General features: G+C 33.6%; 15 protein-coding genes. 10 read left to right on the top strand and 5 right to left on the bottom strand.

Features of this window, described 5'->3' with window-relative positions:
- Positions 1–158: 158 nt before the first annotated feature.
- The 8 genes from CHB81_RS17165 (at position 159) to CHB81_RS17130 (ending at position 6783) form a co-directional block, all read left to right on the top strand.
- A complete protein-coding gene (locus CHB81_RS17165; RefSeq protein WP_089353134.1) occupies positions 159–2477 on the top strand; it encodes a patatin-like phospholipase family protein in 2319 nt (772 codons plus the stop codon).
- A gap of 86 nt (positions 2478–2563) precedes the next feature.
- A complete protein-coding gene (locus tag CHB81_RS17160; protein WP_089353071.1) occupies positions 2564–2896 on the top strand; it encodes a multidrug efflux SMR transporter in 333 nt (110 codons plus the stop codon).
- Between the two features lie 11 nt (positions 2897–2907).
- On the top strand, positions 2908–3375 hold the full coding sequence (locus CHB81_RS17155; RefSeq protein ID WP_089353070.1) for a GNAT family N-acetyltransferase: 468 nt from the start codon (positions 2908–2910) through the stop codon (positions 3373–3375).
- Between the two features lie 132 nt (positions 3376–3507).
- Positions 3508–4353: a methylated-DNA--[protein]-cysteine S-methyltransferase gene (locus tag CHB81_RS17150; RefSeq protein ID WP_089353133.1), complete on the top strand. Its 846-nt coding sequence runs from the start codon at positions 3508–3510 to the stop codon at positions 4351–4353.
- Positions 4354–4425: 72 nt separating this feature from the next.
- A complete protein-coding gene (locus CHB81_RS17145) occupies positions 4426–5148 on the top strand; it encodes an alpha/beta fold hydrolase (RefSeq protein ID WP_089353069.1) in 723 nt (240 codons plus the stop codon).
- A 2-nt stretch (positions 5149–5150) separates the two neighbouring features.
- Positions 5151–5864 (top strand): 2OG-Fe(II) oxygenase, encoded by a 714-nt coding sequence (locus CHB81_RS17140; RefSeq protein ID WP_089353068.1) that lies wholly within the window; start codon positions 5151–5153, stop codon positions 5862–5864.
- A gap of 78 nt (positions 5865–5942) precedes the next feature.
- Positions 5943–6188: an Ada metal-binding domain-containing protein gene (locus CHB81_RS17135; protein WP_089353067.1), complete on the top strand. Its 246-nt coding sequence runs from the start codon at positions 5943–5945 to the stop codon at positions 6186–6188.
- Positions 6175–6783 (top strand): alpha-ketoglutarate-dependent dioxygenase AlkB, encoded by a 609-nt coding sequence (locus CHB81_RS17130; RefSeq protein ID WP_089353066.1) that lies wholly within the window; start codon positions 6175–6177, stop codon positions 6781–6783. Before CHB81_RS17135 ends, CHB81_RS17130 begins: the two co-directional genes overlap by 14 nt.
- Before the next feature lie 91 nt (positions 6784–6874).
- Here the strand turns inward: CHB81_RS17130 and CHB81_RS17125 are convergent, their stop codons facing one another.
- Together CHB81_RS17125 and CHB81_RS17120 are read right to left on the bottom strand one after the other, a co-directional pair.
- Positions 6875–7195 carry an MmcQ/YjbR family DNA-binding protein gene (locus CHB81_RS17125; protein WP_089353065.1) on the bottom strand — a complete coding sequence of 107 codons (321 nt, stop codon included), beginning with the start codon at positions 7193–7195 and terminating at the stop codon, positions 6875–6877.
- Positions 7196–7226: 31 nt separating this feature from the next.
- The gene (locus CHB81_RS17120) at positions 7227–7982 is read right to left on the bottom strand and encodes an NUDIX hydrolase (RefSeq protein WP_089353064.1); all 756 of its coding nucleotides are present in this window, start codon (positions 7980–7982) and stop codon (positions 7227–7229) included.
- 391 nt (positions 7983–8373) lie between these two features.
- Here CHB81_RS17120 and CHB81_RS17115 point away from each other — a divergent pair, with 391 nt between their 5' ends.
- The gene (locus CHB81_RS17115; RefSeq protein WP_233209723.1) at positions 8374–8592 is read left to right on the top strand and encodes a hypothetical protein; all 219 of its coding nucleotides are present in this window, start codon (positions 8374–8376) and stop codon (positions 8590–8592) included.
- A gap of 296 nt (positions 8593–8888) precedes the next feature.
- Positions 8889–10910 carry a hypothetical protein gene (locus CHB81_RS17110; RefSeq protein ID WP_089353062.1) on the top strand — a complete coding sequence of 674 codons (2022 nt, stop codon included), beginning with the start codon at positions 8889–8891 and terminating at the stop codon, positions 10908–10910.
- A gap of 353 nt (positions 10911–11263) precedes the next feature.
- Here CHB81_RS17110 and CHB81_RS17105 read toward each other — a convergent pair whose 3' ends face one another.
- From CHB81_RS17105 to CHB81_RS17095, 3 genes are read right to left on the bottom strand one after another with little or no spacing between them, the layout of a single operon-like run.
- Complete coding sequence (locus tag CHB81_RS17105; protein ID WP_089353132.1) at positions 11264–13489, bottom strand: glycoside hydrolase family 3 N-terminal domain-containing protein; 2226 nt, start codon at positions 13487–13489, stop codon at positions 11264–11266.
- A gap of 14 nt (positions 13490–13503) precedes the next feature.
- Entirely contained in the window at positions 13504–14928 is a 1425-nt protein-coding gene (locus tag CHB81_RS17100; protein WP_089353061.1) for a glycoside hydrolase family 30 beta sandwich domain-containing protein, read from the bottom strand.
- A gap of 2 nt (positions 14929–14930) precedes the next feature.
- Positions 14931–15770, bottom strand: a complete 840-nt coding sequence (locus tag CHB81_RS17095; RefSeq protein WP_089353060.1) for an endonuclease/exonuclease/phosphatase family protein — start codon at positions 15768–15770, stop codon at positions 14931–14933.
- Between the last annotated feature and the right edge of the window lie 76 nt (positions 15771–15846).

Below are 15846 nucleotides of genomic sequence, written 5' to 3'. Positions count from 1 at the left end.
AATAATAATAAAACAAAACCTTGTAGAAATGCAAGGTTTTGTTTTTGTATACTTCAACAAAAAACATTTCTCTCAAAAAATTGCACGTTTATAAATATCTACTTACTTTTAAGAATCAAAATAAGGATCTATTTCTCAAATACTTAAACAGTACAAACTTGAAAAAAACAACTTATTTAATCATCTTTTTCTTTATACTAAGTCTTCCGCAAATTATTTTTTCTCAGGAAAAGAAACCTAAAGTCGTATTAGTATTAAGCGGCGGTGGAGCAAAAGGAATTGCACATATTCCTCTATTGCAAAAACTCGATTCATTGCACATTGTCCCCGATCTTATTGTTGGAAATAGTATGGGAAGCATCATTGGAGGTTTGTACGCCATGGGATACTCAGGTGATAGTATCGAAAAATTAACCAAAAACATCATTTGGGATAAATTATTTGGCGGAGGTCAATCGTTAAAGTCTGTGAGTGTAGAAGAAAAAAGAGAATTTCAAAGATATTTAGTTGGAATAGGTGTTAAGGACAAAAAACTAAACAGCGTTGGCTCTCTTTTAAATGATCAAAACTTAAGAGAACTCCTTTCTGAATTAACCTACCCTGTATACAATATTAAAGATTTTGACAGCCTGCCAATACCGTTTAGAGCCATGGCTACCGATTTGGCCGAAGGGAAAGAAGTTATTCTAAGCAAAGGCAGTCTTGCTTATGCCATGAGAGCAAGTATGTCATTGCCTGGTATTTTCAAACCTATGACATACGAAAAAACAGTATTAGTTGATGGTGGTGTAATGAATAATTTCCCAACAGATGTCGCCAAAGAAATGGGTGCTGACTTTATTATTGGTAGTGATGTCGGCGGTGGATTGGAACCCATAGACAAACTAAACAATCTTATCACTATATTGACTCAAACGAGTATGTTTCCGAGTAATATCAAGAACCCGGCAAACCGAAAACTTTGCAATATCTTAGTCGATCACCTGCCAAACTTACGTTTTTCTACTGCTGATTTTGCAGATAGCGACGAAATATACAAAGATGGTAAAATCGCAACAGCCGAAAATCTTCCAGCTTTAATTGCATTATCCGAAAAATTAAAAGGATACACACAACGAACTCACGAATTACCAAACATCCCTCAGGAATTTGTTCTTGACACTATTGTTTACAAAAAAATCAGTCCGGAAAACCTTGCTTTGGTATTAGGAAGAACAAATCTAAAAACACATGTCAAATATACTACCAAGGATTTATTAGCAGGCATTAACCGGGCAATGGGTACTAATCTTTTTGATGAGATTACATACAACTATTTTGTCAAAGATGGCGACAAACTAGGCGTTACGATATTTGGACATGAACGTGCCAAAAATCAACTCAACACATCCGTACATTACGATACCTACAGAGGAGTGGGAATCATTTTTAATTATACTGCAAGAAATGTCCTGGCGAGAGCATCTCGTCTTCTTGTAACAGTAGATATTGCAGAGCAGCCAAAAGCACGAATCAATTATCAGAAAAATTTTGGAAAAAACAGAGATTGGTGGTGGTCATCTGAGCTTTATGGAGCCTTTTTAAGGCAAGAGATTTATTTTAACGGCAAAGCTTCAGATAATGTCCTTTACAACTCTTTAGAATTCAGTAATGAGATCAACAGAAACATAAATTCACTAAAAAGTTATTTTGGCTATGGTTTAAACTATCAATACGCTCATTTAAAACCAAAATACGACAGAGAATACAATCCTAACTCGATCGATATCACGAATTACTCCTTAAACACAATAGAATTTAACCTGCATTATTCCTACAATGATATGGATAAAGTTTTCTTTGCTGAAAACGGAACAATTATAAAAGCAAATGTAACCAGATCATTGTTATCGGATGTTTATACCTCTTTTAACGACCCAGATAAAACAAGCATATCTGGTGCAACCAATGGTTATACAAAATTGGGTTTTAACTTTGAAAAAAGAGCTCTTCTAAAAAAGAAAATTACAGGAATCATTGGGTTTGATTCTTATTTTATTTTTGAGGATAAACTTAAAGATAGTCAAATCTCATTTTCTGATTTTGGTTATTCTTCAAAATATTTCTTAGGAGGAATTATACCAAGTTCTGGCAGTAATCGTCTTTCATTTCCCGGCCTGAATGAAGACGAACTCAATGTTTCACAATATATGGGCTTAAAAATTGCTTCTCAAATAAATCTTATGGGAAAAATCTATCTAACTCCCCATTTTAATATCGCAACTGTTGGGTTTGAATCTTTTGACAAATACATTAAGAAGGCCTTTAGTCCAAAAGGAAATTGGGATGATGGCTTCGACCCTAGCCTTGTAATATCTGGAGGAGCCTCGATTTCTTATCAATCCATTTTGGGCCCTATTCATTTTGATACTTCCTGGATAAATAATATTGACAAAGTAAGATTGTTTTTTAGCGTTGGACTATCATTTAATCCATAATAAAAACAACTCAATCCTTTAATTAGGTTTAAAAACCTCTATGGTTTTCTTCTATTGGAAAAGTTAACTTTGTAAAAAACTTGAACATGAAAAACTTCTTCTTTTTGGGAATCGCCATTATATTTGAAATCATTGCTACTTCGGCATTAAAAAAATCAGAACAGTTTACACAACTAATCCCAAGTATTGTAACGATTGTGGGATATTTTGCTGCATTTTACTTTTTGAGCTTTGCAATCAGAACCATTCCTGTTGGAATTGCTTATGCGATTTGGTCCGGAGTTGGAATCGTTTTAATTACTATAATTGGAGCCATTTTTTTCAAACAAATACCAGATTTACCAGCTATTATTGGATTGGCTTTAATTATGATTGGTGTTGTTGTAATTAATATTTTCTCTAAAACTACAGCGCATTAATTTCAACTCTAATGGAAATAAATTTCAGAAAAGCGACAATTTCGGACCTGAAAGAAATGCAGGAATTGTATATCGAAACCATTCACCATATTTGTAAAAATGACTATAATCCACCTCAAATTGAAGCTTGGATTTCCGGAGTTCACAATACAGATCGCTGGCTTGAAGTCATCAATACTCAATTTGTTTTATTGGCAATTTTAGAACATAAAATCATCGGTTTCGGAACTTTAAAAGACGGGAATTATATTGATTTTTTCTATATTCATAAAGACTTTCAAAGACAAGGAATCGCTGATAAAATCTTAACCGAATTAGAAATCGAAGCCCAAAAACACCATACAAAAACCTTAGCATCTGATATAAGTATTACTGCAAAACCATTCTTCGAAAAGAAAGGTTTTAGAGCAATAGCCGAGCAAAAAAATATAAGATTAGGAGTCGAACTGATTAATTACAAAATGGAAAAAGATTTATAGTATCAATTGTTTCAAGTTTCAAGTTTCAAGTTGCTGCAGAACGTGAAACCTGAAACAAAAAAAAACACCGCAAGTTTCGGATTTTATACCCGCAAAAAACAATCGATATTTGCATTATAAAATTGAATGAAAATGAACACACAGGAAAACATCAATTATAATCGAATTGCAGATGCGATTGATTATATCAAAGCCAATTTTAAAGCGCAACCCAATCTTGATGAAGTTGCCGAAAAAGTGCATTTAAGTCCGTTTCACTTTCAGCGTTTGTTTACCGAATGGGCAGGAACAAGTCCGAAGAAATTTTTACAATATATTAGTGTTGAACATGCCAAAAAAATTCTGAAAGAAGACAATCAAGCCACCCTATTTGACGCTGCTTTTGACACTGGTCTTTCCGGGACAAGCCGTCTTCATGATTTATTTATAAACATCGAAGGCATGACTCCCGCCGAATATAAAAATGGCGGTAAAAATTTAGAAATCAATTTCAGTTTTGCCGAAAGTCCGTTTGGGAATATTATTGTGGCTTCTACCCAAAAAGGCGTTTGCTTTATGGCTTTCGCCGAAAGTGAAGAAATTGGGTTCGAAAATTTAATACATAAATTTCCGAATGCAGCATTCTTCAGAAAACTGGATTTAATACAGCAAAATGCTTTATTCATTTTTCAGAACGACTGGAGCAAATTATCAGAAATTAAACTGCATTTAAAAGGAACCGATTTTCAGCTGAAAGTTTGGGAAACCTTGCTAAAAATTCCAATGGGACAATTGTCTACTTATGGTTCTATTGCACAGCAAATCGAGAAGCCAAATGCTTCGAGAGCTGTCGGAACGGCAATTGGCAGTAACCCTGTAGCTTTTTTAATCCCATGTCATCGTGTTATTCAATCCACTGGAACCTTTGGCGGTTATATGTGGGGAAACACTCGGAAAACGGCTATAATTGGCTGGGAAGGTGCTCAAATCAATTTATAATTGAGCAAGAAACGGATTTTATTTTGCTGCCTTCAAAAGTAATTTTGTCTTATAATTTTAACTATTTAAGACATGAAAACATTTATTTTAATTCACGGTTCGTGGCATAGTGCATGGAATTGGCATAAAGTAATTCCAATTTTAGAAAGCAAAGGCCATAAAGCAATTGCTGTTGATTTGCCGGGAATGGGAAGAGACAAAACTCCAATTAGTGAGGTAACATTTCAAAAATCTGTAGAATCAATTTGCAAATTAATCGACAGTTTAGACCCTAAAATTATACTTGTTGGTCATAGCAAAAATGATATTATGATTTCGCAGGCGGCAGAATATCGGTCAGCAAAAATCGAAAAATTGATTTATTTAGCCGCTTATCTAATTCCCAATGGTAAAACTCAAAGCGAATATTCTGCTCAAGACGTTAATGGTGTTTTAAAACCTTATGTAACAAGATATCCAGAACTGAATGCTCATACTTTACAGCCCGAAATTTACAAAGAAGGCCTTTACCATGATTGTGACGAAACAATTACGGAACTGGCAAAGTTATTATTAAGCCATGAATCTGTAGAATCTGGTATTACACCTTTAGAACTATCAGAAGAAAAATATGGAAGTGTTCCCCGGTTTTATATCGAATGTACTGAAGACAAGGCAGTAACTCCCTTTATTCAAAGAAAAATGTATGCTGAAACAATTTGTCAAAAAGTATATCAAATGCAAACCAGTCACTCTCCTTTTTTTAGTAAACCCGAAGAATTATCTTCAATTTTCTGCGAAATAGCAACGTCATAAAAATGCAAAATATACCATCAAAAATTGCTTCTCTTAATTGGGACAGCATCACCGAATCTATGCACGAAAATGGATTTGCAATCATTCCAAATGTGCTTAATAACGAACAATGCGAAGATTTAAAATTTGATTATGATAATCCAAATTTATATCGAAAAACAGTTGTAATGGAGCGCTATCGTTTTGGTTTAGGCGAATACAAATATTTTAATTATCCGCTGCCTGATTTAATTCAAAATCTTCGTTCGGCTATTTATCCAAAACTGGCGCCAATTGCAAACGCCTGGATGAAAGCATTAAATATTAATACTGTTTTTCCTGAAACCCACGAAAAACTGTTAGAAGAATGTCACGCCAATAATCAATTAAAAGCAACTGTTTTAATTTTAAAATATGGTAAAAGTGGTTTTAATACTTTGCATCAGGATTTATACGGAGATATTTATTTTCCTATTCAGATAGTCCTTTTTCTGAACGAACCCGACAAAGATTTTACAGGCGGCGAATTTGTTCTAACGCAGCAAACTCCCAGAGCACAATCAAAGGCAATTGTACTGAAACCTAAAAAAGGTGATATATTGATTTTTACCACAAATTTCAGACCTGTAAAAGGCACAAAAGGGTATTATCGTGTGAATATGAAACATGGCGTTAGCGAGATTCATTCTGGTGAACGACATACATTAGGGATTATTTTTCATGATGCGTTATCTTAAGGGACAAAGGCTCAAAGGTGCAGAGACACAAAGCTGTAAACCTTTGAACCTCTGCACCTTTAAACCTTAAAAAAAGAAATGATTCAACACAACAAAATTTCAGATTCAGATCTCCGAAATAAAATTAAAAATGCGGAAATTTGCTTTGGTGGAAACCAAAAATTAAAAATCTACGGAACTTTAAAATGTTCTTCAGGAAAAAGAATGAAACGAGAAAATCGGGCTTTCTTTTTGTCTGAAAGTGAAGCCAGACAAAACGGTTTCAGACCTTGCGGGCATTGTATGAAAACCAAATATCAAAAATGGAAAAATGGACTTATTTAATCCGCATACAGACGAAACGACCAATTTACTTCCGAAAGACGGAACTGTAAATTATTATGGTAAACTATTTTCAAGAGAAGAATCTAATCGTTATCTAGATGTACTTTTAAATACCATTGAATGGAAAAATGATGAAGCTATAATCTTCGGGAAATTAATTTTGACCAAACGAAAAGTCGCTTGGTACGGTGATTCGGGTTTTGAATATACATACTCGAATACTACCAAAAAAGCGCTTCCGTGGACAAAGGAATTACTCGAATTAAAAGCTGTTATAGAACAAGAAACAGGAGAAACATTCAATTCTTGTTTGCTCAATTTATATCATTCCGGCGATGAAGGAATGGCTTGGCACAGCGATGCCGAAAAGGATCTAAAAAAGAATGGAGCAATTGGTTCGGTAAGTTTTGGCGCTGAACGAAAGTTTGCTTTCAAACATAAAGAAACCAAAGAAACTGTTTCTTTAATTCTGGAACATGGTAGTTTATTGGTCATGAAAGATACTACGCAAACATATTGGTTACACCGTTTACCACCAACAAAAATGACCTCAAAACCTCGGGTAAATTTGACTTTTAGAACTATCGTTGAATAACAATAAACATAAAATTTTAAACCATTAAGAGATTAAGTTTCATTAAGCTTAATACTTAATTTTTCTTAATCTCTTAATGGTAAAATATAAATTACTTCTTTTTTGATATTACATTTTCGTACGAACGTATCAATGCATCTTCAAACATTTCGGGTCTTACTTTTGAAAGTTCAACAATTGTCCAGCCTTGTTTTCCCCATTTATTAGGCACTGGATAAAAAATCATTTCGCTTGAAGCGGAAAAAACAGATTGATCGATTTCATTTAATTTCAAAACTGCCTGATTGTTCTTTTCATCAAAACTCGCGAATATTTTTTTATTGATTCTAAAAGATGTTTTCTCAAAGTGTGGTTCTTCAGTTGCATTTGGATAGGACAATGCCAAAGTTCTGAATTTTTCTATTGAAACCATAATCGCTAATTTCAAAATTAAACTTTAATTCTTACCAGCCTTGATTTAGTCCGTTTTTGAGGACTTCTTCGTATTTATCTTTATCAAACGAATATAAATTTGGCGCTTTGTGTGCGACATTGCTTTTCTTTTCGTCGAGTTTTGTCAGGATTCCGATGTTGGTTATTTTTCGGAGAAAATTTCTTCTGTCCAGCTTTTTATCCAAAATGGTTTCATACAATTTCTGAAGTTCGGGCATTGTAAATTTCTCTGGCAATAAATTATATCCAATTGGCATTAAATTCAATTCAATCCTAAGTGTATCTAAAGCTTTATCCAGAATTTCTTTGTGATCTAAAATAAGTTCCGGAACTTCTTTATGATCAATCCATTCTATTACTTCTTCTTTATTTACAGATTTTGGAATCGTTTTAAAAAAATCGACCAGAGCATAATATCCAATTGTTACAAAACGCTGTGTGAGCCATTTTCCTTTTTCTTCTTCAATTTTTAAGTATTCTAAAACTTCTTTCCCAAAATGCTGGTCGTTTCGTTTTATTTTTCCGAAGGTTGCAAATTGTCTCAGAAAAATTCCCTCTACTCCTGTTCTGCTGTTCAAAACAGTTACTGCCGCTGTATCAATATCCTGATTAATCGGAATAAATCCACCGGGTAAAGACCACTTTTGACTGTGCGGAATCTTAATCAATAAAACCTTAAGCTGATTGTCGTGGAAACCAAAAATTACACAATCTATTGAAAGTCCAGGTTGGTAATTTTGATTATTTTCTACAATGTCTTTTAACATCTACTTTTTATTAAATACAACTTTCCAGTTTTGATTGGTACTGCAATTTAATTCATTTTTATAAAACCGGGGCGTTTTTTCGAAATTCCCACCAAATTATTGTGTCGAATCACTCCAAATACAAGTGTTAAAATCACAATTTTTACTTAAAAATAAAAAACAAATTGAAAAAATAAGTACATTGCGTCATAATAACACATTAGACACTTAGCTTGTTGTTTTTGCAACAAAATGGCATTAAAAAAAGTAATTACAAGGGAAAATATATAATTGATTGTTATTAACACTACAATTCTGTAACATAAGTTAAAACACTATGTCTCTTATATAGATAATATAAATTGGTTTAAATATGAGCATTCCAAACCTAGAACAACTGAACAAGAAGTTTATGAAAAAATTATATTCTTCTTTTGGATTAGTATCCAAAAATGATCTTCTGGAGGCTTCTATAAAATATAGCGAAGAACAGGAGAGAATTTTCAATCAGATGATTGTTGAAACTGAAGCGAAGGATAAAAAAGCAAAACGAGAAGCTTTTGACAAGGCCTTATATGCATCTTATAAAGGGATTGGCGCTATGGATTTTATAAATACGGTTTTAAAATAATTCTGATTTTACATCTTGCTGCTACGTTTTAATCTCTTTTATTTTCTGCAAATTGTAATCTCTTTTGCGTAGTTATTGGCGTTTTTACTACTATTGCCTTTTACAACTTTCTCAATTCTTTCAGAATTTCATTAAATTATCTAAGATTAAACTTCTATATAATCAGATAATAAAATCTTTATTGTAAGAAAACCGAACTTATCTCAATAATCAATCTGCCATTATTAGATATTGTCAAAATTCTATATTTTTGTTTTATACGAAAGATTTTACCTACTTCAATTAAAAGCCTTACTATGGAACAAACTCTTCAATCAGAAAATTATAAAATTCAAAAACCGGAACATTGGGCAAGCAATATTAATGATGCTCAACTTATTGAATATATCAAAGAATCTGAATTCTCTCAAAAACAAGCTGATGAGGGACGTGATTATTGTTATTTTTTAGATAAAATATATTATACAAGTGACACTGAAAATAGTGAATATGCTTGTCTTGCTTATACGCTAAATGAACCTGCGAATTTAGAAAGAGCATCTGTAGTAGATGTTGTTCTGGAAGAAAATGAAACGTATCTTATACATAGAATCAGTGTTTTGAGAGATGGTGTTTTGGTAGATAAAATTCCAGACACTAAAATTAAAACTCTGGACAGCGAAAACCAAAGCGGAGGCGGTGTTCTTAGCAGTAATAAGAAAGTCAATATTACGATAAAAGATCTTCGTCTTTATGATATTTTGATTATGGAGGATTCCAGAGTTAAAGTTTTTACCGATCGTGATTTTTTACGCAAAGAGTTCTCTAAATATGTTTGGATAGGTCCGGATAGTTATTGGGCTTACGGAAAATATAAGTTTACTTTTAAGAACGATCGCGAAAGAACAATTGCCTATAAAAAGACTTTTTTTAGAGATGAAGACGGAAATGTTTTGGAACCGGAAATCAGCTATTTGAAAAAAGGAGAAGAATACTTAATCGAAGAAGACAACTTTATCAATTTTGTAGATTCGAATCGAGAGGTTTCTCCCTTTATTGATTTTGCAACAGATGATAATTGGAAAGAATTATCAAATTATATTGCTCCAATTTATGATACTATTTTTGAGAAATCTTCTCTAAAGGAATTTGCGCCGGACTTAATCGAAAAGCTTGACAAAATTGACAATAAAGATGAGCAGCTGCAATTTGCGATAGAATATGTGCAAAACCATATCAATTACATTTACAATGCAGATGAGATGAACGGTCATAAACCGCAGGAACCGTCTATTACGTATGAGAATAAACAAGGAGATTGTAAGGCAAAATCTGTTTTGTTAAAGGTAATTTTAGATTATATTGGTGTTGACTCTTCAATTATTTTGGTCAATTTCAATACGGACTTCTACATGAAATATTATTTGCCATCGTTACTGACTTTTAATCACGTAATTGTTAAGATCAATTACAAAGATGAAAGTTATTTTGTGGATGCTACTCTTCGTGATGAATTTGGATTTATTGAAAATCGCGGTTTTATCTTCTTTATGCATTATCTGGAGGTTAAACCAAATCTGGAATTACAAATTAAACCGCCGCATCGTTTTCCTTATTATGCTGTTGATGAAAAATCAGAACTTATTGTAGAAAACAATATTGGTAAACTAAAGTTAACAACGAAATACAAAGGAAATCGCGCAAATTATATGCGTAAATATTTCAAGAAAACGAACAAAAGGGAAATCATTGACAGCTGGAATAATTTCTTCTTTCATACGCTAAACTATGTTAACGACAGAAACGGAACGGATCTTAGAAATATATTTAAAGATGCTGCAATTGAAATCGCAAGTGATGATAAAAAGGGGAATGAATTTATAGTTGAATACAAAACAACAATTGAAAATCCATATTATACAGACGCTAAAAACAATCGTTTTTTAATGTATTTTGATGGAAATATTGTCAAAAATACTGCCAGAGATTTTATGCATAAGGACATTACTTTCTGGCATAATTTTGACAGCGAGCGATTTGAAATCCAACTTGTGACGGATCAGAAAATAGATGTTACGGAGAAATTTACAATACAGGAAAGCACTATCAACAATCCGTATTTTGATTATACCAGTCGTAAAAAAATCACCAAAAACGGAGGAACTATCAATATTGATTTTAAACCTTTAATTAATTTAGAAATTCCGGAGAAAGATTTTGAAGATTTCAGAGCTGCACACCACGAAGTTGCAGACAGTAATTTTGGAATTGGGGTTGATATTATTGAAGAAGGTATTTTGAATAAACTGAAATTCAATTTCAAAAAGCACTTTAATTAAAAGCTCCGGAGGAGCGCAATATTTATAGCCAATACAATACATTCGTTCAATTAGCTCCAGCGGAGTAATCAAGAAAGTAATTAGAAAAATCCGTTTTTATCCGTGTTTTCGCTTTAGCGAATCAGTAAAATCAGCGTCTAATTTTAACGCGGATAAAACAGATTTACTCCGTAAAAACGCAGATAAAAACGGATTTGATTTTCTAAAAGCTTAACTTAATGACATTACCCGATGGGACTTATGCACCATAGTTTAATTAAATAGATTTAAAATCATATTTGCTTTAATATAAAAAAGCGGAGTCTTACGACTCCGCTTTTTTGGTTAATTACAGTTTTTTGGAGATTGTAATTTTATAGTAATTCAAAGTTTGATCTTAATTTAATATCTGCTGACGAAGTTCCGATCATTAATTCGAAATCCCCCGGTTCAGCTGTCCATTCTAATTTATCATTATAGAAAGAAAGTTTCTCTTTGTCGATTGTAAATTCGATAGTTTTAGATTCTCCTGCATTTAATTTTACTTTTTGGAAATCTCTTAATTCTAAAACCGGTCTTACTACTGAACCAAATTTATCTTTCAAGTACAATTGCACCACTTCTTCTCCAGCAACCTTTCCAACGTTTGATAATTGAAATGAAACTTTAATGGTTTCGTTACTTTTTATTTTAGTCGAAGATAATTTCAAATCAGCATAATTGAATTGTGTATAACTCAATCCGTATCCAAAAGGATATTTAGGTGAATTTTTTAAATCGATATATGCCGAAACATAATTGGTTTGATTTTCATCTTTCGCAGGTCTTCCTGTACTGAAATGATTGTAATAAATAGGCACTTGTCCTACTTCTCTTGGGAATGTCATTGGCAATTTTCCTGACGGATTATAATCTCCAAATAAAACATTTGCAATAGCGTTTCCTGCCTCAGTTCCTAACCACCAAGTATAAACAATTGCCGGAACATTGTCTGCAGTCCAGTTAAAAACAAGAGGTCTTCCTGCATTTATCAAAACTACAACTGGTTTTCCTGTTGCTTGAATTGCTTTTACTAAATCTTCCTGAACGCCCGGTAAACCAAGATTGCTACGGCTTTTTGCTTCACCGCTCATATCGCGTCTTTCGCCAATACTCAAAATAACAACATCAGCTTGTTTTGCGGTTGCAACTGCTTCGGCAAATCCGTCTTTGTTATCTCCGTCTACTTCGCAACCTTTTGCGTAAAGCAATTTAGTGTTTTTGCCTACTTTATTTTGTAAACCATCCCATTGCGAAACTACCCATTTATCATAATTAACGTCCGGTAATTCTACTGACCAAAAGCCCATATTGGCTTTGTATTCTTTTACCATTGGTCCAATAAATGCAATTGTTTTTACGCTTTTAGAAATTGGTAATGTTTGGTTGTCATTCTTCAATAACACGATACTTTTTTGCGCTACTTCAAGTGCTGCTTTTCTATTTTCAGGATTGCTTAAAGCTTTTTCAGCTCGCTTTTCATCTGAATACCTGTACGGATCGTCAAATAATCCTAATTCAAATTTCTTGCGAAGAATACGTTTTACAGCATCATCAATCAAATCAATAGAAACTTTACCTTCTTTTACCAATTCGGCAAGATTGTAACGGTATGCATTACTTTCCATATCCATATCACTTCCGGCTGTAATCGCAGAAAGTGCTGCGGCTTTAAGATCTTTTGAATAACCGTGTGCTACCATTTCTCCAATCGAACCCCAGTCAGAAACTACGAATCCCTGAAAGTTCCATTTTCCTTTTAAGATATCACGTTGTAAGTGTACATTTGCTGTTGCAGGAATTCCATTTAAATCATTGAATGAATTCATAAAGGTTGCTGCACCGGCATCAAGAGCTGCTTTAAAAGGAGGTAAATAAGTCTCAAGCAACATGCGCTCGCTCATATCTACGGAGTTATAATCTCTTCCGCCAACTCCTGCACCATAAGCTGCAAAGTGTTTTACGCAAGCCATAACCGAGTTTAAATCTCCCAATTTATTTCCTTGAAATCCTTTTACTCTCGCATAAGCAATTTTAGAACCTAAGTACGTATCTTCTCCGGCTCCTTCCATTACTCTTCCCCAACGCGGATCACGACCAATATCAACCATTGGTGCAAATGTCCAGTGTATTCCGCTTGCAGATGCTTCTGTAGCTGCAACTCTTGCCGCCAATTCGATTGCTGCCAAATCCCAACTTGCAGCTTCAGCTAATGGGATTGGAAATGTTGTTTTGTATCCATGAATTACATCCTGACCAAATAACAACGGAATTTTTAAACGGGACTGCATTGCCAATTCCTGATATTGTCTGGTATATTTTGTTCCGATAATATTAAGCATCGAACCTACTAAACCCGCTTTTATTTCGGCTTGTTTGTTTGGGTTTATGGTGATTGGTCCCGTTGCCGAATTATCGCCCGTGTATTGATTAAGCTGACCTATTTTTTCTTCAATAGTCATTTTCTTCAATAAAGCATTTACTTTCTGATCGATTGTTTCTTGTTGTGCGACCGCAAAAAACGATACCATCAACAAGGTAAATGTGGTTATTCTTTTCATATATTTAATTTTGATTACCAAACGTAAGTTGCAACTGCACCAGCGTTTAAAGTAGTTGAAATTTGTTTTTGATTGTATTTAACATTGAATGATTCTGTCGAAGTTCCATCATTTTCTACAATTAGAACAATCTGTCCTGTTGGCGTTCTAAACGCAACATTGTATAAATTATTACTAATGTTACTGCCAATTCTAACAGATCCTTCAGGGACAAATTTTGAAGCATGACCTATAATATAATAGCCAACTTCTCTTTTAATATTCTGAGCCTGATCGATCATTAATGCGCCTTTGCAGGTAGAACATCCGCCTGGTGTAAAGGGTTTGTAATACTCATCATTTGCTAATCCCCATGATAATGCATTTACACTCCAGTTACGCATCGAACCAATAACAACATTTTTTACACTCCATTTCAAATCAGATTCAAAACTGCTTTTTGATCCTGTATATTGTTCTGTAAAATATAAATCTTTCTTTGGATATGCATCGTGAACTGTAGACAATGCACTGATATCTCCTTCGTATAAATGAAACGCTGAACCCGCTACAAATGGCAATGCTTTTGGATCATTTAATATCGTTAAAGGATATTCAGGTTTGTCGCAATTGTGATCGTAAACTATTATTTTGGTTTTGATTTTTGCTTTCGCGAAAGCGGGACCTAAATTCATCTTAATAAATTCTGCTTGCGCTAATGCCGGCATAAGCAAACTTGGATTATTTCCGGGATGCAAAGGTTCGTTTTGAGGTGTTATTGCATCAATTACAATTCCCTGCGCTTTCATTGCCTGAATATATTTTACAAAATACTCCGCATAAACCTGATAGTATTTTGGTTGTAAACTTCCTCCTTTTGAGCTTCCGTTGTCTTTCATCCAAACTGGCGGCGACCATGGAGAACCCATAATTTTGATGTTTGGATTTATCGCCAAAATCTCTTTTAAAAGCGGTACAACATCATTTAAATCCGGACCAAGATTAAAGTGTTCCAGTTTTAAATCTGTTTGCCCTTCGGGCATATCATCATACGAAAAAACTTTTTCATTCAAATCAGAAGCACCAATGCTAATACGTAAATAACTCAAACCAATTGCGTCATTATTTCTGGAAAACAGTTCCTGAAGCAATGCTTCTTTCTTTGCTTTGTCCAGTTTCATGATTGCCTGCGCACTTCCTCCCGTTAAAGAAAATCCGAAACCTTCGATGGTTTGAAATTTTTGAGAAGCGTCAACCAAAATTGTTTGATTTGAATTCGTTTCTGAATTAAAAACCAAATCATTTTGCTTTTGCAATTTTGATGTTTCATCGGTTGTCGTAATCCAAGCTTCGGCTTTACCAGAAGTGGCAACTGATTTTTTTGAAGTCCCACATTTTATTTGAACTGCAATAAGTGGCAGTAAAAGTAAAATTTGAAGTTTTTTGTTGATGTTTTTCATTTTTAATCTATTTCTATTAAGACAGGTAAATGATCCGATGGATATCTTAAATCTTTAGAATCACTTAGTACTGCGTGTTTTTGAATTTTTAATCCGCTATTTTTAGAGATAAAAATATAATCTATTAATAACGTTACTGGTTTATTATGCTCAAAATCATTGAATGTTCCTGATGGTCCAAAAGGTTTTTCTATTGAAATATCTTTCGTATCATCCATTACTTTTTTAATTTCTACAATTTGTTTTGTTTCTGGTTCTGAGTTAAAATCTCCCATTAAAAAAACCGGATATTTTTTTATGTTTAGTGCCGCTATTTTCGAAAGCACCAATTCTACTCCTTTTACTCTTGCCACTTCTCCCATATGATCGAGATGCAGATTAAAAACCCAAAATGTTTTTTTAGTTTTTAAATCTTTAAACAATCCATACGTACAAACTCTATTACAGGCTGCATCCCAACCTCTTGAAACTACATTTGGCGTTTCTGACAACCAAAATGTATTTGATTCCTGCACCTGAAAACGATCCTTTTTATAATAAATCGTACAGGCTTCTCCCGTTCCTTTCTCTTCTCTCCCAATTCCAAACCTGTTGTAATTAGGCAAAGCCGAAGCTATATCTGTAACTTGATTTGGAGTTGCTTCCTGAACTCCAAAAATATCCGGACTATAAAATTGTATTTGAGAAGCAAAATAATCTTTCCGATTTGGCCATGCATTTTCCCCGTCAGACGCAACATCTAAACGAATATTGTAGGTCATCAATTTTAAATTTTGACCATAAAACGAACTGCTTACCAAAAGCAGCATTACCACTAAAACAATTGTATTTATCTTTTTCATGTTAAAAAATTTTATTCCGGTAAAGCTAATGTTTCAAAGGCTTTACTGAAAAAAATCAATTTAAAACTTATGTTAA

The sequence above is a fragment of the Flavobacterium sp. ov086 genome (genome assembly GCF_900187965.1).
GTDB lineage: Bacteria > Bacteroidota > Bacteroidia > Flavobacteriales > Flavobacteriaceae > Flavobacterium.
This window is presented reverse-complemented; position numbering and strand designations above follow the sequence as displayed.

What these genes read in the sequence shown, in the direction of transcription:
- CHB81_RS17125 (WP_089353065.1), bottom strand. Translation starts at nt 7,195, where the DNA reads ATGGTTTCAATAGAAAAATTCAGAACTTTGGCATTGTCCTATCCAAAT.
- CHB81_RS17100 (WP_089353061.1), bottom strand. Translation starts at nt 14,928, where the DNA reads ATGAAAAACATCAACAAAAAACTTCAAATTTTACTTTTACTGCCACTT.
- CHB81_RS17140 (WP_089353068.1), top strand. Translation starts at nt 5,151, where the DNA reads ATGCAAAATATACCATCAAAAATTGCTTCTCTTAATTGGGACAGCATC.
- CHB81_RS17115 (WP_233209723.1), top strand. Translation starts at nt 8,374, where the DNA reads ATGAAAAAATTATATTCTTCTTTTGGATTAGTATCCAAAAATGATCTT.
- CHB81_RS17095 (WP_089353060.1), bottom strand. Translation starts at nt 15,770, where the DNA reads ATGAAAAAGATAAATACAATTGTTTTAGTGGTAATGCTGCTTTTGGTA.
- CHB81_RS17135 (WP_089353067.1), top strand. Translation starts at nt 5,943, where the DNA reads ATGATTCAACACAACAAAATTTCAGATTCAGATCTCCGAAATAAAATT.
- CHB81_RS17130 (WP_089353066.1), top strand. Translation starts at nt 6,175, where the DNA reads ATGGACTTATTTAATCCGCATACAGACGAAACGACCAATTTACTTCCG.
- CHB81_RS17110 (WP_089353062.1), top strand. Translation starts at nt 8,889, where the DNA reads ATGGAACAAACTCTTCAATCAGAAAATTATAAAATTCAAAAACCGGAA.
- CHB81_RS17120 (WP_089353064.1), bottom strand. Translation starts at nt 7,982, where the DNA reads ATGTTAAAAGACATTGTAGAAAATAATCAAAATTACCAACCTGGACTT.
- CHB81_RS17150 (WP_089353133.1), top strand. Translation starts at nt 3,508, where the DNA reads ATGAACACACAGGAAAACATCAATTATAATCGAATTGCAGATGCGATT.
- CHB81_RS17160 (WP_089353071.1), top strand. Translation starts at nt 2,564, where the DNA reads ATGAAAAACTTCTTCTTTTTGGGAATCGCCATTATATTTGAAATCATT.
- CHB81_RS17155 (WP_089353070.1), top strand. Translation starts at nt 2,908, where the DNA reads ATGGAAATAAATTTCAGAAAAGCGACAATTTCGGACCTGAAAGAAATG.
- CHB81_RS17105 (WP_089353132.1), bottom strand. Translation starts at nt 13,489, where the DNA reads ATGAAAAGAATAACCACATTTACCTTGTTGATGGTATCGTTTTTTGCG.
- CHB81_RS17145 (WP_089353069.1), top strand. Translation starts at nt 4,426, where the DNA reads ATGAAAACATTTATTTTAATTCACGGTTCGTGGCATAGTGCATGGAAT.